We start from the raw sequence: 21,098 nt of genomic DNA on the forward strand, positions 1-21,098 counted from the left end.
CCATGACGCAAGACGCCCCCTCCTCCTACGCAACGCTGCTGGCCGAAGGCAATGCCCTGGTGGCCCAGGCGCAGCGGGCCGCCACCCAGGATTTCGCCCAGGCCCGGGCGCTGTGGCAGCAGGCCGGCAAGCATTTCTATCTGGCCCACAAGGCCGACCCCGATCAGGCCGAAGGCGCGTTTCGCCTGGCCCAGGCCTGGATGGCCGAAGCCCATGCGCTGCAAAAGGAAGAATCGCCAGACGCCGTGGTGATGTGGCGCAACGCCGCCGCGCAATGCGAGCTGGCGTTCGACCTGGAACCCGAAAACGGCCGCCTGGCCATGACGGCCGCCAGCTGCCACATGTTCGGCGGCCAGCATGACGCGGCCAAGGCCTGGCAGCAGATCGGTCAGCATCTGCTGCCGCCGGCGCCCGAAGGCGACGGCGCCTGAAGCCAGGCTACAGCGCGATCAGCTTGAACACGGCCCTCGCCGTGCACACGGCCTGGCCCGCGCTGTCCAGCACATCGCCCTCGCAGAACACGGTGCGCGCGCCTGCGCGCAGCACGCGGGCCTCGATCAGCAGGTCGGTGGTGGCCGAGGCGAGGAAATGCGTGCTCATCTCGATGGTCACCACGCCCAGCCCCAGCGGGTTGGACGAGCGCGCGGCCGCGCTCAGCGTGAAGTCCAGCGCGCTCATCAGCGCGCCGCCATGGCCATGCCCCCGGCTGTTGGCCAGGTGCGGGCGCATGGGCAGCCGCGTGCGCGCCAGGCCGGGCGCCAGGCTCACGGGCTCCAGGCCGATGTGGGACATGAAGGGCACGTCGATGCCGAAGTAGCCGCGCGCCAGCGCGGCGGCCTCCAGGTCCGGGGTGGTGGAGATTCCAACGGCGTTCATCCGATCTCCGCAATCGCCTGGCCTTCGGCCACCGGCTCGCCGACGGCCACGAGCATGCGGCGCACGACGCCTGCCACCTCGCTTTCCACGGGAATCTCCATCTTCATGGACTCCACGATGATGAGGGTGTCGCCCAGGGCGACGGTGCCGCCTTCGGCGGCTTCCACAGCGGCCACGAGGCCGGCGATGGGGCTTGTGATCAGGTTCGGGATGGTGGTCATGGGTAGGGCTTTCAAAGGGGGGACAGCACGCGCTGGGCGATGCCGGTGTCGATGCGCAGGTCCAGGAAATCGGCGTGGCCCAGGATGCGTTCGATGAAGGGGATGTTGGTCTTCACGCCCTCGATGCGGGTCTGCGCCAGTGCCTGGCGCAGCCGTGCGATGGCCTGGGCGCGGTCGCTGCCATGGGCCACGAGCTTGGCGACCATGGGGTCGTAGAAGGGCGTGACGCTGCAGCCCTGGGCATAGCCGGTCTCCACGCGCAGGCCTTCTCCCTGGGGCATCTCGAAGCGGTCCAGGCGCCCTGGCGAGGGCAGGAAGCGCACGGGGTCTTCGGCATAGATGCGCGCCTCGATGGCATGGCCGCTGGCCACGGGTTCGGCGGGCAGCACGTCGCCCATGCGCTCGCCGGCGGCCAGGCGGATCTGGGCCTCGACGATGTCGATGCCCGTGATCTCCTCGGTCACCGCATGCTCGACCTGCAGCCGCGTGTTCATCTCCAGGAAGACAAAGCCGTGCTGCGGCGTGTAGAGCATCTCCACGGTGCCGATCACGTCATAGCCCGTGCGCGCCAGCAGGCCGGCCAGCAGTTGCCGCATGTCGGCCAGGGCCTGCGCGGGAATGCCTGCGGGGCGGGCCTCTTCCACCACCTTCTGGTGGCGGCGCTGCACCGAGCAGTCGCGCTCGAACAGCACGCGCACCTCGCCATGGCGGTCGGCCAGCACCTGGAACTCGATGTGGCGCGGCGCCTCGATCAGCTTTTCCAGGTACAGCTCGGCCGTGCCGAAGTACTTGGCGGCAATGCCGCTGGCCTTGGACCAGGCGGCCTCCAGCTGCGGTGCATCGTGCGCGGGCAGCATGCCGATGCCGCCGCCCCCGCCTGCGGGCTTGACCAGCACGGGAAAGCCGATGCGCGCCGCCTCCGCCTGCGCCTCCTGCACGCTGTGCAGCACGGCCGAGCTGGCCGCCTGCGGCATGCCCTGGGCGGCCATGAAGGCCCGCGCCTGGGTCTTGTGGCCCAGCGTGCGTATCCAGTGCGGCGAGGGGCCGATGAAGCACAGGCCCTGGCGCTGCACGGCCTCGGCGAAGTCCGCGTTCTCGGAGAGAAAGCCGTAGCCCGGGTGCACGGCATCGGCGCCGGTCTCGCGCGCCACCTGCAGCAGCCGCGCCTGGTCCAGATAGCTTTGCGCGGCGGGCGCAGGGCCTATGCACACGGCCTGGTCGGCCGCGCGCACATAGGGCAGGCTGGCATCGGCCTCGGAGTACACGGCCACGGATTCAAGGCCCATGCGCCGCAGCGTGCGGATCACGCGCGCGGCCACGGCGCCCCGGTTAGCGACCAGCACGCGGCGGATGGGGTGCGGGGCGCCGCTCATGCCGCCTCCGAGGACGCCGCTGGCGTGGCGGCCACGGCCACCACCGCATCGACGATCACCGGCGCCTGCGCGCCGCGCGCCACGAGCACGGGATTGGCGTCGACCGACTGCACGCGCCCGCCCTGGGCCAGCATCCAGTCGCCCAGCCGCACCATCATGGTGGCCACGGCGTCCAGCTCCACGGCCGGCATGCCGCGCACGGCCGCAAAGGCCGGGGCGATGGACAGGCGCGCAAGGGCATCCAGCGCCTGCCGCGCACTGAAGGGGGCGACAAGGAACTGCACGTCCCTGAGCGCCTCCACCAGCACGCCGCCCTGGCCGACCATGACCACCACGCCGAATTCGGCATCCACATGGGCACCCAGCGCCAGCTCGAAGTCGGCCCTGTGCTGGGCTCCCAGCAGCAGGCCACCATCGGCCGCGCCCAGGCGGGCCAGCGTGGCGGCGAAGTCGCCAAAGGCCTGCAGCGCCTGCTCCGCCTCGTGGATGTTGAGCCGCACCAGGCCATGCTCGGACTTGTGCGAGAGATCGGCGGACACGCCCTTGGCCACCAGGGGCCGGGGCAGGGACTCGATGGCGGCGCGCACCTCGTCCTCGCTCCTGCAGACCAGATGGCGCATCACCGGCAGGCCGGCGCGGGCCAGCTCGGACAGGCTGGAGGGCTCGTCAAGCGTGAGGGAGCGGGAGGCCGCCACCGGCACCGATGCCTCGGCAGACGGCGCCTGTGCCTGCCTGCCACCGGCCTGCTCGGCCAGCAGCGCCAGGCCGCGCATGGCGGCGCGTTCGCTCCAGAAGGTGGGCACGCCCTGGTCCTGGAAGGCCTGGGCCACCCAGTCCTGGTTGACGCTGACCGCAATGGGCACGCCGGTATCGCGCGCAAAGCGGCTGGCCTGGCCCGCGAAGTCGGCGAAGTCATAGCCCTCGCCGCCGATCGGGAAGCCCACGTGAACGAGGTCCGCCGCACCGCTGCCCGACAAGGCCCGCAGCGTGTCGCCAAAGGTCTGCGGCCTGCCCAGCAGCGCCGTGGTCATGTCGATGGGATTGCGCGCCGTGACATAGGACGGCAGGGCCTGGGACAGGCCGTCCAGCGTGGCGGCATCGAACGGCTCCAGGGCCAGGCCGTATTCCTCGGCCGCGTCGGCCGACAGCACGCAGGTGGCGCCCGAATTGCTGATGCTGACCACGCGGCGACCGCGCGGCGCGGGCTGGGACAGGAACAGCGGCGCGTAGTCGATCAGCTCGCGGAAGTCGGCCAGGCGCGGTATGCCGTGCTGGCGCAGGAAGGCATCGGCCAGCGCGTCCTCGGCCGCCAGCGCGCCCGTGTGCGAGCTGGCCGTGGCCTGGCCTGCGCGCGTGCGGCCGGCCTTCACGGCCAGGATGGTGACGCCGCGCGCATGCGCCAGGCGCGCTGCCTCGGCCAGCCAGGCGCTTTGCCTGAGCGTCTCGATGTAGAGCACGACCAGGCGGATGCCTTCGTCCTCGACCACGGCGCGCACGGCCTCGGCTGCGCAGACATCGGCCTCGTTGCCCGTGGACAGCATGTAGCGCACGCCGATGCCCGCGCGGCGCAGGCCGCCGTAGAGAATGGCCGCGCCCGCGCCGCTCTGGCTGACGATGGCCACGGGGCCGTCGGCCGGCGCGTTCTCGTTGATCATGGTCGAGAAGTTGAGGATGGCGCCCGTGGCGAAGTTGGCCACGCCCTGGCAATTGGGGCCGAACAGGCGCAGCCCGCCGCCTGACGCCCGGCGCGCCCGCGCCACCAGGTCGGCCTGCTGCCGGCGGCCCTCCTCGCCCAGCTCCGCAAAGCCCGAGGAATAGATCACGGCCAGGCGCGCGCCCACGGCCACGCAGTCGTCGATGGCGGCGGCCACGTCCTCGCCGGGCAGGCTGATGACCACGGCATCGGGCGCCTCGGGCAGTGCGCGCAGCGAGGGGTAGGCCGCCAGGCCCTGGACCTCGGCGCGCTTGGGATTGACGGGCAGGATGCGGCCTGCGAAACCATGGCGCCGCAGGTAGTCGATGGGCCGGCCACCGGCCTTGATGGGGTTGTCGGAGGCGCCGAGGATGGCGACCGAGCGGGGGTTCAGTGCTTGCAACAGAGACATGCGTACCTCATCAATCCAAAGACAAGGCTTCGCGCTGGATGACTTGGCCCCAGTCGGCCACTTCCTTGGCGATGCGCTGGCCGAACGGCGCGGGCGGCATCATCACGGGCTCGCCCTGGCTGCTGAGCACGGCGCGGATGCGTGCGTCCTGCAGCACGCCCCTGGAGGCCTCGTAGAGCCGGTTGACGATGGCCGGCGGCGTGCCCGCGGGTGCCAGCAGGCCGGCCCAGAAGGTGACGTCGAAATCGGCATAGCCGGCCTCGGCCATGGTGGGCACGTCGGGCAGCTGCTGCATGCGCCGGGGCGCGGTGACGGCCAGTGCCACGAGCTTGCCGCTGGCGATGTGGGGCAGCGCGCTCCAGGTGTCGAACTGCGTGTCCAGCTCGCCGCTGAGCACGGCCATCTGCGCCTGCGATGCGCTCTTGTAGGGCACATGCGTGGTCTTCACGCCCGTGCGGTTGCTCCAGGCCGCATAGGCCAGGTGGGCGATGTTGCCGGGGCCGGCAGAGCCGTAGCTGAGCTTGTCGGGATGGCCCTTGGCGAAGGCGATCACATCCTTGGCCGAGCGGATCTGGTGCTTCTGCGCCCACTCGGGGTTGACGGTGAGGATGAAGGGCGCATCCAGCACCATGGTGATGGGCGCGAAGTCCTTGGCGCGGTAGGTGATCTTCTTGTAGATCTGGGGGTTGATGGTGATGCTGCTGGAGTTGGTGACCAGCAGGGTGTAGCCGTCGGGCGCGGCGCGCGCCACCTCGCCCACGCCGATGGCGCCGTTGGCGCCGGGCTTGTTCTCCACCACCACGGGCTGGCCCAGCGACTTGCTCAGCGGCTCGGACAGCGCACGTGCAATGGTGTCGGTGAACGAGCCTGCAGGAAAGCCGACCACGATGCGCACGGGGCGCGTGGGCCATTTGTCCTCCTGGGGGGCCTGGGCCTGGGCCGCCGTCGCGGCGCAGATGGTCAGGCAGGGCGCCAGGCACAGGGCCAGGGCGGTGCGGCGCGAGGGCGCGCGCGGTTGTCTGGTTGCCATTGCTTTGTCTCCTTGGGTTTTTTATGCGTTCAGGGCCGCAGGCCGAACTGCGGCGCTCCGGCCTCGCGCAGCGGCGCGGCCAGTTCCACGAATTCGCTGAGCAGGGCGCGCGTGTCGCGCGGATCGATCACCTCGTCGATGCCGAAGGCCTCGGCCGTGCGGAAGGGCGAGGTCAGGCTGCGCACGCGCTGCTCGATCTCGGCGCGCTTTTGCACGGGGTCGTCGGCGCCTTCGATCTCGGCCTTGTAGGCCACCTCCAGCCCGCCCTCGATGGGCAGCGAGCCCCAGTTGGCCGAGGGCCAGGCATAGCGGAAGTTGAAGCGGCCCATGTGCTGGTGGCCCGCCGCCGCCACGCCGTAGGCGCGGCGGATGAGGATGCTGCACCAGGGCACGGTGGCCTGGTAGACGGCGGCCAGGGCGCGCACGCCGTAGCGCATGACGCCGGCCTTCTCGGCCTCCACGCCGATCTGGAAGCCCGCGATGTCCACCAGGTTGACCACGGGCAGGTGGAAGGTCTGGGTCATGTCCACGAAGCGCGTGAACTTCTCGGCGGAGGGGCCGTCCCAGCCGCCGCCGTAGAAGTACGGGTCGCTGGCCACCACGGCCACGGGCCAGCCGTCGATGCGCGCCAGCCCCGTGACGATGGCCCGGCCCCAGTGGCGGCCCGTCTCCAGGAAGGAGCCCTCATCGACCAGGCATTCGACGATGGGCCGGATCTTGTAGACCTTGCGGCCATCACGCGGAATGGCCGACAGCAGCCATTCGTCGCGCCGCCGCGGATCGTCCTGCGGCGCGGTGCGCGCAGGCAGCTCGTACACCGACGATGGCAGGTAGGACAGGAAGCGGCGCACGCGCTCGAAGGCCTCCTGCTCGGTGGCCACCTCGTCATCGACCACGCCGTTGCGCGTGTGCACCTGGCTGCCGCCCAGCTCGTTCTTGGTCACGTTCTGGCCGATGCGCGCCACCACGGGCGGGCCGGCATTGAACAGCTGGGCGGTCTCCCTGACCATCACCGAGTAATGGCTGGAGGCCACGCGCGCCGCGCCCATGCCGGCCACCGAGCCCAGGGCCAGCGAGACCACGGGCACGGTGGACAGGTTCTGCACCACCTGGCTCCAGACCTTCATGGTGGGCACGCTGGTGTAGCCCTTGGTCTCGATGTTGCGCACCGAGCCGCCGCCGCCCGTGCCGTCCACCAGGCGCACCATGGGCAGGCGCAGGTCGTGCGCCATCTTCTCGGCAAAGATCAGCTTGTCGCCCACGGCGCCGTCGTTGGCGCCGCCGCGCACCGTGAAATCGTCGCCCACCACGACCACGGGCCGCCCGCCCACGCGTGCTCGCCCCATGATGAGGTTGGAGGGCGTGAAGTCCGTCAGCCGGCCCAGGCCGTCGTACTGGCCCGAGCCGGTGAGCGAGCCCACCTCCACGAAGGACTGCGCGTCCGTGCAGGCCTCGATGCGCTCGCGCACCGTGAGCTTGCCGGCGGCCTTGTGCCGCGCCACCTTGTCCTCTCCGCCCAGTTTGGCCGCCAGTGCGCGGCGGTATGCGATCTCGTCCACTTCGGGTTGCCAGCTCATGTCGTCGTGTCTCCTTTTGCCTGTGGAGATGCACAAGGCGTGCCAGAACGCAGTGCGTTGAATTCAAAGGATTTTTTCCACAGTCGATCTTCGTGTGTCCACATCAAGGACAACCTCGAAGACACGGGTTGGGCACTGTCTTCAATGGAGACACCACGGGGACAGACCCGTGGCCTGCGCGCCGCTAGAGTGCGTTCACCCCAGCCACTGCCCGCCCTGCCCATGCCCAGCTCCCCCGACCACCGATTCGGCGTTCTCGTCTGGCGGCGCGACTCGCCCGAGCCCGTGGCGCGGCTGGGCCTGGCGCAGGAGCCGCTGCTGCATGCAGCCGTCACCGAGGCCCTGGCCCGCGCGCACGGCGACGGGCACAACCCCATCGGCCATGGCCAGCTGCTGCACGTGGAAACACCGGGCCCGCGCGGCACGGTGGCCCGCCATGTGGCCGTGGTGCTGGCCGATGCCGAGGGCGAGGTCGCCCTGCTGCGCCCGGCCGACGAGGCGGCGGCGCTGTTCGACATGGTGGCCAGCGTGCCCTTCGCCTTCGCCATCCTCAACATGTTCCTGACCAACCCGTACCAGGCGATCACGGTGGCCGACCATGAAGGGCTGATGCGCTACATCAGCCCCGTGCACGAGAAGTTCTTCGGCCTGGCGCCCGGCACGGCCGCAGGCCGGCGCGCCGAGGACGTGATCCCCAACTCGCGCCTGCCCCACGTGGTGCGCAGCGGCCGGGCCGAGATCGGCGACCTGCAGCAGCTGGGGCCGGGCGTGAGCCGCATCGTCAACCGCATGCCGGTCTACGAGGGCGGCGCCGTGGTGGGCGCCGTGGGCCAGGTCAGCTTCAGCGGCGTGGAGGCACTCAACCGCATGCAGCAGCGGCTGAACCAGCTGCATGACGAGGTGCAGCACTACAAGCGCGAACTGAGCCAGCTGCGCGGCGGCACGCCCACGGCGCAGATGGTGGGCGCCAGTGCCCCCATGCAAAGGCTGGCCCGCGAGATCGACGCCGTGGCGCGGCTGGACGTGCCCGTGCTCATCCTGGGCGAGAGCGGCAGCGGCAAGGAGCTGGTGGCCCAGGCCCTGCATGCGCGCGGGCGCGATGCCGACGCGCCCCTGGTCAGCCTCAACCTCGCGGCGCTGCCGGCCACGCTGATCGAGTCCGAGCTGTTCGGCTACGAGGCCGGCGCCTTCACGGGCGGGCGCCGGCAGGGCCAGCCAGGCAAGCTGGAGCAGGCCGAGGGCGGCACCCTCTTCCTCGACGAAGTGGCCGACATTCCCATGGAGATCCAGGTCAAGCTGCTGCGCGTGCTGGAGGACCGCCAGGTGCAGCGCCTGGGCGCGCACAGCGGCCGGCAGGTGAACTTCCGCATCGTGGCCGCCACGCACCGCGACCTGCGCGGCCTCATCGACAGCGGGCGCTTCCGGCTGGACCTGTTCTACCGCCTCAGCGGCGTGGTGCTGCATGTGCCGGCCCTGCGCCAGCGCCTGGAGGACATCCCGGCCCTGGTGCAGCGCTTTGCCCAGTCGTTCTGCGAGCGCAACGGCATTGCGCTGCCCCGCATCGCGCCCGGCGTCATGCCCTACCTGGCCCGGCAGGCCTGGCCCGGCAATGTGCGCCAGCTGCGCCAGCGCGTGGAAGAGGCCCTGGTGTTCTGCGACGGCCACCTGCTGGGCGTGGACAACTTCGCGCGCCACGAGGACCCGCTGGCCGGCGCACGGCCTTCGCCCGTTGCCGAGCCCGGCCTGCCCGCCACCGGCGCCGTGGCCCCGCTCAAGGACCAGGAGCGCAACGCCATCCTCGACGCCATTGCACGCTGCGGCGGCAACAAGAAGCTGGCCGCGCAGGAGCTGGGCATCTCGCGCTCCTATCTGTACAAGGTGCTGGGCGCGGCAAACCAGGGCTGATCCCTGCGGGCCCAGGGCCTGCAGGGGAATGAAGCAGCGGGCCGGCTGCGCCGTTGCCATACTAGGCGCCCCACATCCGCCCCACATCCGCGTACCCGCCCCGTACCCGCCGCCATCGGCCTCCTGAATGCAAGACACCCGAGACGCGCTCGAACAGCGCCAGATCCCCATCTACTTCGCCGCCGTGGCCCTGGCCGCAGTTGCCGCCTGGGCGCTGCCCGGCACAGGCGTGCTGGAGCGCGCCATCAACCCCGCGCTGGCACTGATGCTCTATGTGACCTTCTTGCAGGTGCCCTTGGCCGAGCTGCGGCGCGCCTTCGGCCAGGTGCGCTTCCTGGCGGCGCTGATGACGGCCAACTTCATCGTGGTGCCGGTGCTGGTCTGGGCGCTGCTGCAGTTCCTGCCCGCCGACCCCCTGCTGCGCCTGGGCGCGCTGCTGGTGCTGCTGGCGCCCTGCATCGACTACGTGGTCACCTTCTCCCACCTGGGACGTGCCGATGCGCGCCTGCTGCTGGCGGCCACGCCGGCCCTGCTGATCGCGCAGATGCTGGCCCTGCCCGGCTACCTGGGCCTGTTCCTGGGTGACGATGCGGCGCGGCTGGTGCAGGCGGGGCCTTTCCTGCATGCGTTCGTGTGGCTGATCGCCGTGCCGCTGGCCCTGGCCGCTGCCACCCAGTTGTGGGCGGCCCGCAGCCGGCGCGGCGCCAGCGCCTCGGCATGGCTGGGCCTGCTGCCCGTGCCGGCCACCGCGCTGGTGCTGTTCGTGGTGATCGCCTCCGTGCTGCCCCAGCTGGGCCCGGCCACGCACGCGGCCTGGAGCGTGGTGCCCGTCTATGCCGCCTTTGCGGTGGCAGCGCCCGCGCTGGGCTGGCTGGTGGCGCGTGCCTTCCGGCTTCCAGCGCCCGCAGGCCGAGCGGTCGCGTTCAGCGCGGGCACGCGCAATTCGCTGGTCGTGCTGCCGCTGGCCCTGGCCGTGCCTGGCGCCATTCCCGTGCTGCCGGCCGTCATCGTCACGCAGACGCTGGTGGAGCTGCTGGCCGAGCTGGCCTATGTGCGCGTGATTGCGCTGTGGGGCCGGGACCGGGAGCCGGCCCTGGCCCGCGGTCAACGCGATGACGCCGCGCCATAGGCCTGGCGCAGCTGCGCCATGTTGTCCAGCAGCGCCGTCGGCCCGGCGCTGCCCATCAGGTACCAGCCCTTGGGATCGAGGAAGACGACCTGCCCCTTGCGGCCGGCCGCCGTGGCGTGGATCTGCGCGTTGTCGAACACCTTGCGCGAAGCCATGATCTCGCCGCCGCCTGCCGCCTGGCCCGTGGCCGTGTTGCGGTCGATGACGTAGATCCACTCGGGGTCCAGCCGCGCCACATCATCGAAGCCGTAGGCGGTGCCGCGGGCTGGCAATTGCGCGGCCGATAGCGCCGAGCGCGCACCGAACACATCGAACAGAAAGCCGAAGCGCGATCCCGGCGCCTGCGGCAGGAGCTTGTCGTTCACGGCCATGAGCAGCAGGCCCGGCGCGGCCTGCGAGGCCTGGGCACGCAGGCCCTGCAGCTCGGCCTGGATGCGCTGCACCAGCGCACGGCCCTGCGCCTGGCGGCCGAACAGCAGCGCCAGCGTGGCGATGTTGCGTTCGATATCGGCCAGCATGTGCTTGCCGCTGACGCTCAGGTCCAGCGTGGGCGCGATGCGTCCCAGCACCTCGGCCTTGCCGGCCGAGCGCCCGCCCACGATGATCAGGTCGGGCGCCAGGCGGCTCAGCGCCTCGTAGTCGGGCTCGAACAGCCCGCCCGCCGCAGGCCGCTGCGCGAAGCTGTCCAGATACCGGGGCAGCTGCGCCCGGGGCACGCCTGCGACCGCCGACGCGGGCACGCCCAGCGCATGCAGTGCATCCAGCGCCCCCAGGTCATAAACCACCGCGCGCCGGGGTGCGCCGGGCAGGCTGGTCATTCCCCCGGCATGCCGCACGGACAACGGGGCCGCCATCGCAGTCCCCAGGAACAAGGCCGGCAAGGCCAGCGCCGCCGCGCGGCGCGTGATATCGAAGGTCATGGCAAAGAATCCCAGGAAAAAATGAATGGAGTTCCGGCCTCCGGAGGCGGGTGCCGCGCCGGGAAGCGGCGCGGCCTGATCCGCAGGCCACGGGCAGCGGCCGCCCTTGCGGCCGGGATGCCTAGAACTTCACGTTCATGCCGATCCAGTAGCGCCGGCCGTCCTGCACCGTGGCGTAGTCCTCGTAGTACACGTCCTTGTCGAACAGGTTGTAGATGCCTGCGTAGAAGGTCACGTCCTTGCTGTAGTTGTAGGAGCCGCCCATGTCGAACATGGCATAGCTGCCGGCCACCCAGGTGCGCGCCGAACGGCCGCCCGTGGGCTGGCTTTCCTTGCCCCGGTAGGACAGCTTGGCCCAGCCCGCCCATTGCTGCGAAGGCTTCCAGTTCAGCGCCAGGTTGAGCATGTGGCGCGGCAGCTGGCTCAGCGGCTGCCCCGCGAACTCGCCGCTCTTTTGCTCGGACTTGGTGAAGGTGTAGCTGCTGCTCAGGTCCAGCGTGCGCGCCAGCGGGGCCTTGAACGTGGCTTCGATGCCGCGCGTGATGGCCTTGTCGATATTGACGTTGGTGGTGGGCGTGTTGCCCGAGGAGTTGGCCGGTCCGCACTCGGGACAGGCGATGCGCGTGATCTTGTCGTTGAACTCGTTGTCGAACACCGTCAGGCCTGCCGACAGGCCGGCGCCGTTGTTGTAGAGCACGCCCAGTTCCTTGCTCAGCGAGGTTTCGGGCTTCAGGTCGGGGTTGCCGTAGATGTTGCCGCCGCGGCTGGACTGGCCCCAGTCGCCCAGGGTCTGGCGCAGCGAGGGCGCGCGAAAGCCGGTGGACACGCCGCCCTTGACGGTCCATTGCGCGTCGAGGTTCCACACGCCGTACAGGCGCGGGCTCCATTGCGATCCGCCCTTGCTGTCGTGGTCGTAGCGCAGGCCGCCGGTCAGGGCGAAGTTCTCGCGCAGGCGCCACTCGTCCTCGGCGAACCAGGCGTACTGCGTGCGATCGGCCGTGGTGCGCGCCGAGCCCGGCAGCGTATTGGTCGTCGTGTCGCGCAGGTCCTGCTGGTTGTAGTACACGCCCGTGGTCAGCAGGTGCTGGCGGCCCAGCGGCGCCACCCAGCTGCTGTTGAACACCGTGTTCCTGATGGTCATGTCGCGCGACAGGTTGCGCGTTTCCTCGCGCTGCAGATAGGTGTCGGAGGAAGCCCAGCCCCAGCGGCCCTTGTGCTGCAGCGAGTAGTTCTCGCGCTCGAACTTGCGGTCGCTGGGCGCATCGGTGGGCAGCAGGGTCATGCCAGGCGACGAAACGAAGTGCTGGCGCGAAGTGCCGATCTCGGCGATCAGGTCGTGGTCCTTGCTGGGGGTCAGCGCCAGGCGCAGGTTCAGCGAACGGTTGTCGCTCTTGTTGTAGCCCTGGTAGATGCGGTCCTGGTCGCGCTTGCCGTAGTTGCCGTACAGGCTCAGGCCCAGCAGGTCGGTCTTGATCGGGCCTGACAGGTAGAAGTTGGTCTGGTAGGCATCGCCCGAGGTGGAGCGCTCCTGCAGCGTGGCGTCGGCGCGCACCGAGCCATGCCAGTTCTTCGCCACCTTGCGGGTGATGACGTTGATCACGCCGCCCATGGCGTCCGAGCCGTACAGCGAGGACATGGGGCCGCGCACCACCTCGATGCGCTCGATGGCCTCCAGCGGCGGAATCCAGCTCTGGTCCGTGCCCGTGCTGCCGTTGGTCTGGGTCTCGCGCGTGCTCATGCGCTTGCCGTCCACCAGGATCAGGGTGTAGTTGGCGCCCATGCCGCGCAACGAGATGTCGTTGGAGTTGTTGTCCGAGGGCGTGAGGATCACGCCGGGCACATCGCGCAGGGCATCGTGCAGGTTGCGGTAGGCGCCCTGCTCCAGTTCCTGGCGCGTGATCACCGAGATCGAGGCCGGCGCCTGGCTGATCTCCTGCTCGAAGCCGCTGGCCGTCACGACCAGGGTTTCCAGCGTCGCCCCGCCTGCTGCCTGGGCCAGCGCGCTGCCCGAGGCCAGCAGGCCCAGGCAGGCGCCCAGCGCGGTGCGGCGCAGGGGAACGACGGTGGAGGGAAACGAAGCACGCAGGGAGGTGCAAAGGGCGGACAGGGCAAAGCCACGGCCCGCCGCGGGGGCTGTGCAGTTGTGCATGGGAAAGCTCGCAAGAAGAATCACGGACGGTCGAACGACCGGGGTGCGCATCCGCTCTGTTGTTTTTGATGAGTGCGAATCGTTCTTATTTTATTTTCCCGCCAACAACGGCCTGGCCGACGGCAGCGCAGCTGCTGTTTTTCTTTACAAGCGGACCGATCTGTGAGCAATTCATTCAGGATGCTGAATGTTGCCTTGTTCATCAATGACATGCAGGGCCGCCAGTGCCCGGGCGCGTGCGGCGCCCGGCCAGATTCACGGCGTTCCGGCGAACACGGCGGCTTTGTAAAGTTGGCCCGATGTGGCCGGCAGGCAACATCCTGATACGAAGATCAGGACCACAGCCGCCCCGCATTGGAGACCAGGAACAGCAGCAGCCCCACGGCACCGCCGACCACGGTGCCATTGATGCGGATGTACTGCAGGTCCTTGCCGATGTGCAGCTCGATCAGCTCGGACAGCTCGCGCGCATCCCAGCGCCGCACGGTGTCAGCGATGTGCTGGGCCAGGAACTGCGAGACATCGGGCGCCAGCGCCTGGGCCCAGCGCTTGAGGCGTTCGTTCATGGAGTGGCGCAGCGCCTCGTCATGCGCCAGCGACTGGCCCAGCCAGCGGCCCATGGCCGCGGTCTTGCGCGCCACCTGCGAATGCTCGTTGGCCAGGTCCGCCTGCAGCCTGGCGCGCAGGCCCAGCCACAGCGAACGCAGGTAGCCGGCCAGCTTCTCGTCGTGCAGCAGGTAGTCGCGCAGGCGCTCGGCGCGATCGGCCATGGCCGGGTCGGACTGCAGCCGGTCAATCAGCCGCTGCACGGAGGCATCGAACGCCTTGCGCATGTGGTGCCCGGGATCGCTGGCGATGTCCTGCAGCAGGCTGTCCAGCGCCCCGGCGATGGCCGTGGCACCCTTGTCGCCGAGCCAGTCCGTAGGCAGCATCTTTTCCTTGAGCGGATGCTCGCGCTTGAGCCACAGCACGATGGTCCGGGCGATCAGCACATGGGTCTCGGATTCGCGCAGCACGCCGCTGACGCGCGCCAGCACATCGTCGAGCACGGCCTGGTGGCGCCCGTCCTGGGTCAGGCCCGACAGCAGGTCCGCCGCCGCGCGCGGCAGGTCCAGATGCTCCAGCAAGGCCTTGAACGAGTGCGAGAGAAAGCGCTCCACCTGCCGGTCCTGCACCATCTCCAGCGCCGCCAGCGCCAGCCGCGCCACCTGCCGCCCCAGCAGCGTGCTGTTGGCCGGTGAGGTCAGCCAGCCCGCCAGCACGCGCGCGGGATCATGGCGCTCGATCAGCGCCACCAGCGAAGGCCCGTCCAGGAACTTGTCGCGCACGAAATTCGCCAGGTTCAGCCCGATGCGGTCCTTGTTGCGCGGAATGATGGCCGTGTGGCGCCCGACCACGGGCAGCGGAATGTGCCGGAACAGGGCAGACACTGCAAACCAGTCGGCCAGCGCGCCGACCAGCGAGGCCTCGGTCACGGCCTTGATGCAGGCCAGCCACAGCGGCACCTGCTGCCAGTGCGCTGCCGCCACCGACGAGGCCACGAAGCCCAGCGCCATGAGCAGCAGCAACGCCAGCGGCAGGCGCTTGGCCGACTTCAGTGTTTGACGTTGCTCTGGCGACAGCATGGAGCGCAGCATACGACGCCCGCCGGGCCCCGCGTGGCGATGCCTGCCGCCAATGCCTGTCAGCCAGCGCCTGACCCCGGATTGCGCGGACAATACCGGCTTTCTTCAGAACCCTCTTGCGAGAACAAGACCATGACCGACGCCAACGCATCCGCCGAGCGCCCCGCCCTGCCCGACCACCTGTCCATCGACCCGCGCAGCCCGCACCACGTGGCGGCCGTGTTCGAGCACGACATCGGCATCCGCTTCAACGGCAAGGAGCGGTTCGACGTGGAGGAGTATTGCGTGAGCGAGGGATGGATCAAGGTGCCCGCGGGCAAGACGGTGGATCGCAAGGGCAGGCCCTTGCTGATCAAGCTCAAGGGCACCGTGCAAGCCTTCTACCGCTGAGCCTTCGGACCTTGTCGCGCCTCTTGCCACAGAGGTGCTACAAGGGGCGCGACAAGGGCGCGACAAAGGCATGCCAGGGGTGCGGCAGAGCCAGGAACCACCCAGGGCAGGCTCCGGCAAAGCCTACTGGAGCGCCTCGGCCGGCCCAAAAAACTCATACCGCACCTGCTCCTGCGGCACCCCCAGGGCCTTCAACGATTCCTTCACCGACCGCATGAACGGCCGAGGCCCCAGGAAATAGACATCGGCATCCACGGCGGGCAGCCATTCACCCAGCTGGCGGGCGGTCAGCAGGCCCTGCGCATCGACCCCATCGCCCTCCTCCGCCCGGTCATAGCAGTAGTAACGGGTGAGCTGCGGATGCACGGCAGCCAGCGCATCCACATGCTCGCGGAAGGCATGCACCCCGCGCTCGCGTGCGCAGTGGATGAAGACCACGGGCCGCCGGGTCGGCAAGGCCGCGTCCAGCATGGGCAGGGTCGGCGTGATGCCCACGCCGCCGCTGATCAGCACCAGCGGGCGCTCGCCGGGCTGCAGCGTGAAGTGGCCTGCGGGCGGGAACAGCTGCAGCGTGTCGCCGACCCGGACCCGGTCGTGCAGGAAGTTGGAGACCTTGCCACCCACCTCGCGCTTGACGCTGATGCGCAGGCTGCGCCCGTCTGCGGGTGCGGACAGGGAGTAGTTGCGCCGCTGCTCCTGGCCGTCCACCACCAGGCGCAGGCCGATGTACTGGCCGGGCTGGTGGGCGATCACGGGGCCGCCGTCGGCGGGCACCAGGTAGAAGGACGTGATCTCGGCGCTTTCCTGCACCTTGTCCTCGACCACGAAGGCGCGCTCGCCGCGCCAGCCGCCTTCGGCCGCCGCCGTGCGGTCATAGGCCTGGCGCTCGGCGCCGATCAGGATGTCGGCCAGCTGCTGGTAGGCGGCGCCCCAGGCGGCTATGACCTCGTCGGTGGCAATCTCGGCGCCCAGCACTTCGCGGATGGCGCGCAGCAGGCAGGTGCCGACGATGGGGTAGTGCTCGGGCTGCACCTGCAGCGCAACGTGCTTGTTGATGATCTGCGCGGGCAGGTCGCCCAGGGCGTCCAGCCGGTCGATGTGCCTGGCGTACATGAGCACGCTGTAGGCCAGGGCACGCGGCTGGGCGCCGCTTTGCTGGTGGGCCATGTTGAACAGGGCGCGCACCTCGGGGTACTCGCCCAGCATGGTTTGGTAGAAATGCGTGATCAGCGCTTCGCCGCCGGTTTCAAGCAGCGGAACGGTGGATTGGACGATGGCACGTTGGCGGTCGGTCAGCACGGAAAACTCCTTGGGTACGGGAACGGACATGCCCGGTGCGATGCCGGACATGCCTTGGCAAAGGCAAGGGCCGTGCCAGTCCCGCGACCCTTGAAGAACAAGGGCTTGGCGTTTCATGCGTCAATATGACTCCCGTCAAATCGAGTCCTTTTGACGGCCATCGCAGTCTTTATGACCACATCCACCGCCCTGCACGCCCTCACCCCCCTGGTGGCCGACCTGGCCCAGGACCTGCCTGAGCGCGAGCGCTTTCGCCGCCTGCTGGCAGCCCTGCGCGCCGTGCTGCCGGCCGATGCCGCCGCCCTGCTGCGCCTGGAAGGCGAGTGGCTGCGGCCCGTGGCCATCGACGGCCTGGTGCCCGATGCGCTGGGCCGGCGCTTTCGCATTGCCGAGCACCCGCGCTTTGCCCAGCTGCTGGCGGCGGGCCAGGCCATGCGCTTTGCGCCCGACAGCCCGCTGCCCGATCCCTATGACGGCCTGGTGGCCCAGGGTCACGGGCCGCTGGAGGTGCACGACTGCATGGGCTGCGTGCTGCAGACGGGCGGCCTGCCCTGGGGCCTTCTCACGCTGGACGCGCTGGACCCGGGGCGCTTTGCCGACCCGGCCGCGCTGGCGGCGCTGCAGGCCTTCAGCAACCTGGCGGCGGCCACCGTAACCACGGCCGAGCGGCTGCGCCGGTTGGCGCGCAGTGCGCGCGCCCTGCCCGCACCCGGCGCCGCCCCGGGGGGCGATTCATCGCGTCCGCTGATCGGCCAGAGCCCGGCCATGCGCGCGCTGCAAAAGGACATCGCCCTGGTCGCGGCCAGCGACCTCAACGTGCTGATCACGGGCGAGACCGGCACGGGCAAGGAATTGGTGGCCCAGGCCGTGCATGCTCAGTCGGCGCGTGCAGGCCGGGCGCTGGTCAGCATCAACTGCGCGGCCCTTCCCGACAACCTGGTCGAAAGCGAGCTGTTCGGCCATGTGCGCGGCGCCTTCACGGGCGCGCTGTCCGAGCGCAGCGGCAAGTTCGAGCAGGCCGACCAGGGCACGCTGTTCCTGGACGAAGTGGGCGAGCTGTCCCTGCCCGTGCAGGCCAAGCTGCTGCGCGTGCTGCAAAGCGGACAGCTGCAGCGCCTGGGTTCGGACCGCGAGCACCATGTGGACGTGCGCGTGATCGCCGCCACCAACCGTGACCTGGCCGCCGAGGTGGCGGCCGGCCGCATGCGCGCCGATTTCTTCCACCGCCTGAGCGTCTACCCGCTGCGCGTGCCCGCGCTGCGCGAGCGCGACAGCGACGTGCTGATGCTGGCCGGCTTCTTCCTCGAGGAAAACCGTTCGCGCCTGGGCCTGGGCGGCCTGCGCCTGCACCCCGCTGCGCAATCGGCCTTGCTGGCCCAGGACTGGCCCGGCAATGTGCGGGAGCTGGAGCACCTCATCAGCCGCGGCGTGCTGCGGGCTCTCAGCCGTGCGCCCTCCGGCACTCCGGCCGGTGGCCGGGCACGCATGGTCACGCTGGGGCAGGCCGATCTCCGGGATGACGCGCAGCCCCCGGCGACGGCCACCCCGACCCTGCCCGTCCCACAGGTCGCATCGCCCGGCGCCAGCTCCCAAGGCCTGCGCAATGCCGTGGAGAGCTACGAACGCCAGCTGATCAAGGCCAGCCTGCAGCGCCACCACGGCAGCTGGGCCGCCGCCGCACGCGAGCTGCAGATGGACCGCGCCAACCTGCAGCGGCTGGCGCGGCGACTGGGACTGGCATGAGGGGTCATGCGGCCGGCCCGCCGCCTTGAGACGAAGGCTTATTTAAGTCTGCTTAACTTGGCGCTCTCGTTATTTAAGAAAAACCGCATTTGCTTAAATAAGCGTCCGAAGCCATAGTCAGCCCATGCCCGATTCCCCTACCAGCCAGCGGCTTGGCCGCTTCATCGAGACATCCGCAGCAGGCGAAAAGGTGCGCGCCTTCGTGCCGCCACCGCTGCCGCCGGAGCCGGCCATCGATGTGCTCGTCCTCCTGGAAAAGCTCAGCCTTGCCGAGCGTGCGCTGGGACGGCTCGATGGCATCACCATGCTGCTGCCCCGCCAGGAGCTGTTCCTCTACATGTACGTGCGCAAGGAGGCCGTGCTTTCTTCGCAGATCGAGGGCACGCAATCGACGCTGTCGGACCTGCTGCGCTTCGAAGCCGAGGCCCAGGCGGGCCAGCCCATCGACGACATCCGCGAAGTTTCGAACTATGTGGACGCGATGATGTACGGACTGGAGCGCCTGCGGGACCTGCCGCTGTCACTGCGCCTGATCCGCGAGATGCATGGCCGGCTGTTGCAAAGCGGACGCGGCGGCACCAAGAGCCCCGGCGAGTTCCGGCGCTCGCAGAACTGGATTGGCGGCACGCGTCCAGGCAATGCCTTGTTTGTGCCGCCGCCTGTCAACGAGCTCGGCCCCTGCCTCGACGCCTTTGAACGCTTCATGCACGAAGATGCCTCCCGCCTGCCCGCCCTCATCAAGGCCGGCCTGCTGCACGTGCAGTTCGAGACACTGCATCCGTTCCTCGATGGCAATGGCCGCATCGGCCGCCTGCTGGTCACGCTGTATCTCTGCATCAACGGCGTGCTGAACAAGCCGCTGCTCTACCTCAGCCTATTTCTCAAGACGCACCGGGCCGAGTACTACCGGCTGCTGCAGGAAGTGCGCGAGAACGGCAATTGGGAAGCCTGGCTCGACTTCTTTCTCACCGGCGTGGCACAGACCGCGAACCAGGCCTTCGAGGCCGCCACGCATATCGTCGACCTGTTCAGGCAGGACCGCGAACGCATCGCGACCGAAGGCGAACGCGCCAGCTCCACGCTGCGCATCCACGACCTGTTCCAGCTCAACCCCTTCCTGACGTCCAACCAGCTGGTCCGGCAGACGGGACTGTCCTCGCCCACCGTCAACACGGCGCTCGCCGACTTGCAGCGCCTGGGCATCATCGAGGAAGTGACCGGCCGCAAGCGAGGCCGGGTCTTCAGCTATCAGCGCTATCTTTCCGTGCTCAACGAGGGCACGGATCCGCTACCCCGGCCGGCCTGATCCCCGGCCTCACCGCCTGAGCGACATCAGCCACCCATACCCGCTCACCAGCAGCACCCCTGCCAGCACCATCAGTGCCCCGGCCAGGAAGTTGGGCTCGATGGGCTCGCTCAGCAGCCAGGCCCCGAAGACCACGCCGAAGATGGGCGTCATGAAAGAGAACACGCCCAGGCGCGAGGCCAGGTATTGCGTGAGCAGCCAGAACCAGACCAGGAAGCTCACGAAGCAGACCAGCACGGACTGGAAGGCCAGGCCGGCCCAGGCCAGGGGCGTGGGCTCGAAGCGGGTCTGGCCCAGCAGGAAGGCGGCGGGCAGCAGCAGCGCAAAGCCGGCGGCCAGCTGGTAGAGCAGGGTCTGCGCGGCGGGCAGCGATGCCAGCCGCGTGGTGCGGATGGCCACCGTGGTGGCGCCCCAGGCCACGCCGGCGGCCAGCGCCAGCAGGTCGCCCAGCAGCATGGCGGCGCCGGCTGCCTTCGAAGGCTTGCCGCCGCCCAGGAAGGCCAGCGCTATGCCGGCAAAGGCCAGTGCGATGCCCAGCCATTGCAGCGGCGCCAGGCGCTCCGAGGGCAGCTTCCAGTGCAGGCCCAGCGCCGCGAACACGGGAGCGGAATACAGGAAGACCACCACATGGGCGGCCGAGGTGTGGTTGATGCTCTCGCCCACCAGCAGGAATTCCAGCGCAAACAGCGTGCCCACGGCCAGGCCCGGGCGCCAGCTGCCGTCGCCCCACTGCACGCGCATGCCGCGCCAGCGCATGAACAGCCACACCAGCACGGCGCCCGCGCCCGAGCGCAGCGCGATCTGCAGCGTGGGCGCGATGGCATCGGCCGTGGCCTTGAGCAGGATCTGCTGCAGGCTCCAGATCAGGCACAGCATGAGCATCAGCGCGGCGGCGCGCGCGTCCAGCGGTTTGCGTGGGTCCACGACGTCTTCCTTTCAGCGACCGTGAAAAAGCCGGCCCGCAGGCCGGCTTCGCATCAGGCGGGGGATGGCCCGGCCAGCGGGCCGGCCATCACTTGATGCCCAGCAGTTCCACCTCGAAGTTCAGCGTGGCGTTGGGCGGGATCACGCTGCCCGCGCCACGGCTGCCGTAGGCGATGGAGGGCGGGCAGGTCAGCTTGGCCTTGCCGCCGACCTTCATCTTCTGCACGCCTTCGGTCCAGCAGGGAATCACGCCGGTCAGGGGGAACTCGATGGGCTGGCCGCGCGTGATGGAGCTGTCGAAGTCCTTGCCCGTGTCGGGGAAGTAGCCGCGGTAGTGCACGCGCACCGTGTCGCTGGCCTTGGGGCTGGCGCCTGTGCCTTCCTTGAGGCTTTCATAGACCAGGCCGCTGGCCGTGGTGACGGGTTCGGCCGCATGGGCCGCCACGCCGGTCAGTGCGGCGAGCATCAGGCCGCAGGAGGCGGCCAGGGTGGTGAGGGTCTTGTTCATGAGGGCTCTTTCAATGCA

Annotated in this window: 19 protein-coding genes; 7 read left to right on the forward strand and 12 right to left on the reverse strand. The window is 69.7% G+C overall.

Annotated features, from left to right (window positions below; all coding sequences use genetic code 11):
* Positions 1-2: 2 nt before the first annotated feature.
* A complete protein-coding gene (locus AC5I49_RS19600) occupies positions 3-431 on the forward strand; it encodes a hypothetical protein (protein ID WP_016446659.1) in 429 nt (142 codons plus the stop codon).
* Between the two features lie 7 nt (positions 432-438).
* Here the strand turns inward: AC5I49_RS19600 and AC5I49_RS19605 are convergent, their stop codons facing one another.
* From AC5I49_RS19605 to AC5I49_RS19630, 6 genes are read right to left on the reverse strand one after another with little or no spacing between them, the layout of a single operon-like run.
* A complete protein-coding gene (locus AC5I49_RS19605; protein WP_154835963.1) occupies positions 439-876 on the reverse strand; it encodes a PaaI family thioesterase in 438 nt (145 codons plus the stop codon).
* Positions 873-1,097, reverse strand: a complete 225-nt coding sequence (locus tag AC5I49_RS19610) for an acyl-CoA carboxylase biotin carboxyl carrier protein subunit (RefSeq protein ID WP_495789769.1) — start codon at positions 1,095-1,097, stop codon at positions 873-875. Before AC5I49_RS19610 ends, AC5I49_RS19605 begins: the two co-directional genes overlap by 4 nt.
* Before the next feature lie 11 nt (positions 1,098-1,108).
* Entirely contained in the window at positions 1,109-2,470 is a 1,362-nt protein-coding gene (locus tag AC5I49_RS19615; RefSeq protein WP_495789770.1) for an acetyl-CoA carboxylase biotin carboxylase subunit, read from the reverse strand.
* On the reverse strand, positions 2,467-4,575 hold the full coding sequence (locus AC5I49_RS19620) for an acetate--CoA ligase family protein (protein ID WP_495789771.1): 2,109 nt from the start codon (positions 4,573-4,575) through the stop codon (positions 2,467-2,469). The genes AC5I49_RS19615 and AC5I49_RS19620 overlap by 4 nt, the downstream gene beginning before the upstream one ends.
* A 10-nt stretch (positions 4,576-4,585) precedes the next feature.
* A complete protein-coding gene (locus AC5I49_RS19625; RefSeq protein WP_495789772.1) occupies positions 4,586-5,605 on the reverse strand; it encodes a tripartite tricarboxylate transporter substrate binding protein in 1,020 nt (339 codons plus the stop codon).
* Between the two features lie 29 nt (positions 5,606-5,634).
* On the reverse strand, positions 5,635-7,182 hold the full coding sequence (locus AC5I49_RS19630) for an acyl-CoA carboxylase subunit beta (RefSeq protein WP_495789773.1): 1,548 nt from the start codon (positions 7,180-7,182) through the stop codon (positions 5,635-5,637).
* A gap of 222 nt (positions 7,183-7,404) precedes the next feature.
* Here AC5I49_RS19630 and AC5I49_RS19635 point away from each other — a divergent pair, with 222 nt between their 5' ends.
* Both AC5I49_RS19635 and AC5I49_RS19640 read left to right on the forward strand, forming a co-directional pair.
* Entirely contained in the window at positions 7,405-9,087 is a 1,683-nt protein-coding gene (locus tag AC5I49_RS19635) for a sigma-54 interaction domain-containing protein (protein ID WP_043789220.1), read from the forward strand.
* 127 nt (positions 9,088-9,214) lie between these two features.
* Entirely contained in the window at positions 9,215-10,216 is a 1,002-nt protein-coding gene (locus tag AC5I49_RS19640) for an arsenic resistance protein (RefSeq protein ID WP_209670052.1), read from the forward strand.
* Here the strand turns inward: AC5I49_RS19640 and AC5I49_RS19645 are convergent.
* Positions 10,192-11,136, reverse strand: a complete 945-nt coding sequence (locus AC5I49_RS19645) for a siderophore ABC transporter substrate-binding protein (protein WP_063327403.1) — start codon at positions 11,134-11,136, stop codon at positions 10,192-10,194. The genes AC5I49_RS19640 and AC5I49_RS19645 overlap by 25 nt on opposite strands.
* Before the next feature lie 121 nt (positions 11,137-11,257).
* Positions 11,258-13,285: a ligand-gated channel protein gene (locus AC5I49_RS19650; protein ID WP_013804398.1), complete on the reverse strand. Its 2,028-nt coding sequence runs from the start codon at positions 13,283-13,285 to the stop codon at positions 11,258-11,260.
* Between AC5I49_RS19650 and AC5I49_RS19655 the strand changes: the two genes are divergently transcribed.
* Positions 13,284-13,451: a hypothetical protein gene (locus tag AC5I49_RS19655; RefSeq protein ID WP_495789774.1), complete on the forward strand. Its 168-nt coding sequence runs from the start codon at positions 13,284-13,286 to the stop codon at positions 13,449-13,451. The two genes, AC5I49_RS19650 and AC5I49_RS19655, sit on opposite strands and share 2 nt — an antisense overlap.
* Positions 13,452-13,617: 166 nt before the next feature.
* Here the strand turns inward: AC5I49_RS19655 and AC5I49_RS19660 are convergent, their stop codons facing one another.
* Complete coding sequence (locus AC5I49_RS19660) at positions 13,618-14,922, reverse strand: DUF445 domain-containing protein (RefSeq protein ID WP_016446669.1); 1,305 nt, start codon at positions 14,920-14,922, stop codon at positions 13,618-13,620.
* 120 nt (positions 14,923-15,042) lie between these two features.
* On the opposite strand from AC5I49_RS19660, the gene AC5I49_RS19665 reads away from it, so the two are divergent.
* A complete protein-coding gene (locus AC5I49_RS19665; protein WP_016446670.1) occupies positions 15,043-15,300 on the forward strand; it encodes a DUF3297 family protein in 258 nt (85 codons plus the stop codon).
* A gap of 123 nt (positions 15,301-15,423) precedes the next feature.
* Here the strand turns inward: AC5I49_RS19665 and hmpA are convergent, their stop codons facing one another.
* Positions 15,424-16,650, reverse strand: a complete 1,227-nt coding sequence (gene hmpA / locus AC5I49_RS19670; RefSeq protein ID WP_495789775.1) for an NO-inducible flavohemoprotein — start codon at positions 16,648-16,650, stop codon at positions 15,424-15,426.
* Between the two features lie 120 nt (positions 16,651-16,770).
* On the opposite strand from hmpA, the gene norR reads away from it, so the two are divergent.
* Positions 16,771-18,342, forward strand: a complete 1,572-nt coding sequence (norR, locus tag AC5I49_RS19675; protein WP_495789776.1) for a nitric oxide reductase transcriptional regulator NorR — start codon at positions 16,771-16,773, stop codon at positions 18,340-18,342.
* Positions 18,343-18,466: 124 nt separating this feature from the next.
* Positions 18,467-19,648, forward strand: coding sequence for a Fic family protein (locus AC5I49_RS19680; RefSeq protein ID WP_016446673.1), 1,182 nt, complete (start codon positions 18,467-18,469; stop codon positions 19,646-19,648).
* Between the two features lie 9 nt (positions 19,649-19,657).
* On the opposite strand, the gene AC5I49_RS19685 is transcribed toward AC5I49_RS19680, so the two are convergent.
* On the reverse strand, positions 19,658-20,572 hold the full coding sequence (locus AC5I49_RS19685) for a DMT family transporter (protein WP_495789777.1): 915 nt from the start codon (positions 20,570-20,572) through the stop codon (positions 19,658-19,660).
* Positions 20,573-20,660: 88 nt separating this feature from the next.
* A complete protein-coding gene (locus AC5I49_RS19690) occupies positions 20,661-21,080 on the reverse strand; it encodes an FKBP-type peptidyl-prolyl cis-trans isomerase (RefSeq protein ID WP_016446675.1) in 420 nt (139 codons plus the stop codon).
* Positions 21,081-21,098 lie beyond the last annotated feature (18 nt).

It is taken from the genome of Delftia sp. (genome assembly GCF_059499305.1).

Coding starts and splice junctions, on each gene's coding strand:
- AC5I49_RS19600 (WP_016446659.1), top strand. CDS start 3: ATGACGCAAGACGCCCCCTCCTCCTACGCAACGCTGCTGGCCGAAGGC.
- AC5I49_RS19605 (WP_154835963.1), bottom strand. CDS start 876: ATGAACGCCGTTGGAATCTCCACCACCCCGGACCTGGAGGCCGCCGCG.
- AC5I49_RS19610 (WP_495789769.1), bottom strand. CDS start 1,097: ATGACCACCATCCCGAACCTGATCACAAGCCCCATCGCCGGCCTCGTG.
- AC5I49_RS19615 (WP_495789770.1), bottom strand. CDS start 2,470: ATGAGCGGCGCCCCGCACCCCATCCGCCGCGTGCTGGTCGCTAACCGG.
- AC5I49_RS19620 (WP_495789771.1), bottom strand. CDS start 4,575: ATGTCTCTGTTGCAAGCACTGAACCCCCGCTCGGTCGCCATCCTCGGC.
- AC5I49_RS19625 (WP_495789772.1), bottom strand. CDS start 5,605: ATGGCAACCAGACAACCGCGCGCGCCCTCGCGCCGCACCGCCCTGGCC.
- AC5I49_RS19630 (WP_495789773.1), bottom strand. CDS start 7,182: ATGAGCTGGCAACCCGAAGTGGACGAGATCGCATACCGCCGCGCACTG.
- AC5I49_RS19635 (WP_043789220.1), top strand. CDS start 7,405: ATGCCCAGCTCCCCCGACCACCGATTCGGCGTTCTCGTCTGGCGGCGC.
- AC5I49_RS19640 (WP_209670052.1), top strand. CDS start 9,215: ATGCAAGACACCCGAGACGCGCTCGAACAGCGCCAGATCCCCATCTAC.
- AC5I49_RS19645 (WP_063327403.1), bottom strand. CDS start 11,136: ATGACCTTCGATATCACGCGCCGCGCGGCGGCGCTGGCCTTGCCGGCC.
- AC5I49_RS19655 (WP_495789774.1), top strand. CDS start 13,284: ATGGGAAAGCTCGCAAGAAGAATCACGGACGGTCGAACGACCGGGGTG.
- AC5I49_RS19650 (WP_013804398.1), bottom strand. CDS start 13,285: ATGCACAACTGCACAGCCCCCGCGGCGGGCCGTGGCTTTGCCCTGTCC.
- AC5I49_RS19660 (WP_016446669.1), bottom strand. CDS start 14,922: ATGCTGCGCTCCATGCTGTCGCCAGAGCAACGTCAAACACTGAAGTCG.
- AC5I49_RS19665 (WP_016446670.1), top strand. CDS start 15,043: ATGACCGACGCCAACGCATCCGCCGAGCGCCCCGCCCTGCCCGACCAC.
- hmpA (WP_495789775.1), bottom strand. CDS start 16,650: ATGTCCGGCATCGCACCGGGCATGTCCGTTCCCGTACCCAAGGAGTTT.
- norR (WP_495789776.1), top strand. CDS start 16,771: ATGACCACATCCACCGCCCTGCACGCCCTCACCCCCCTGGTGGCCGAC.
- AC5I49_RS19680 (WP_016446673.1), top strand. CDS start 18,467: ATGCCCGATTCCCCTACCAGCCAGCGGCTTGGCCGCTTCATCGAGACA.
- AC5I49_RS19690 (WP_016446675.1), bottom strand. CDS start 21,080: ATGAACAAGACCCTCACCACCCTGGCCGCCTCCTGCGGCCTGATGCTC.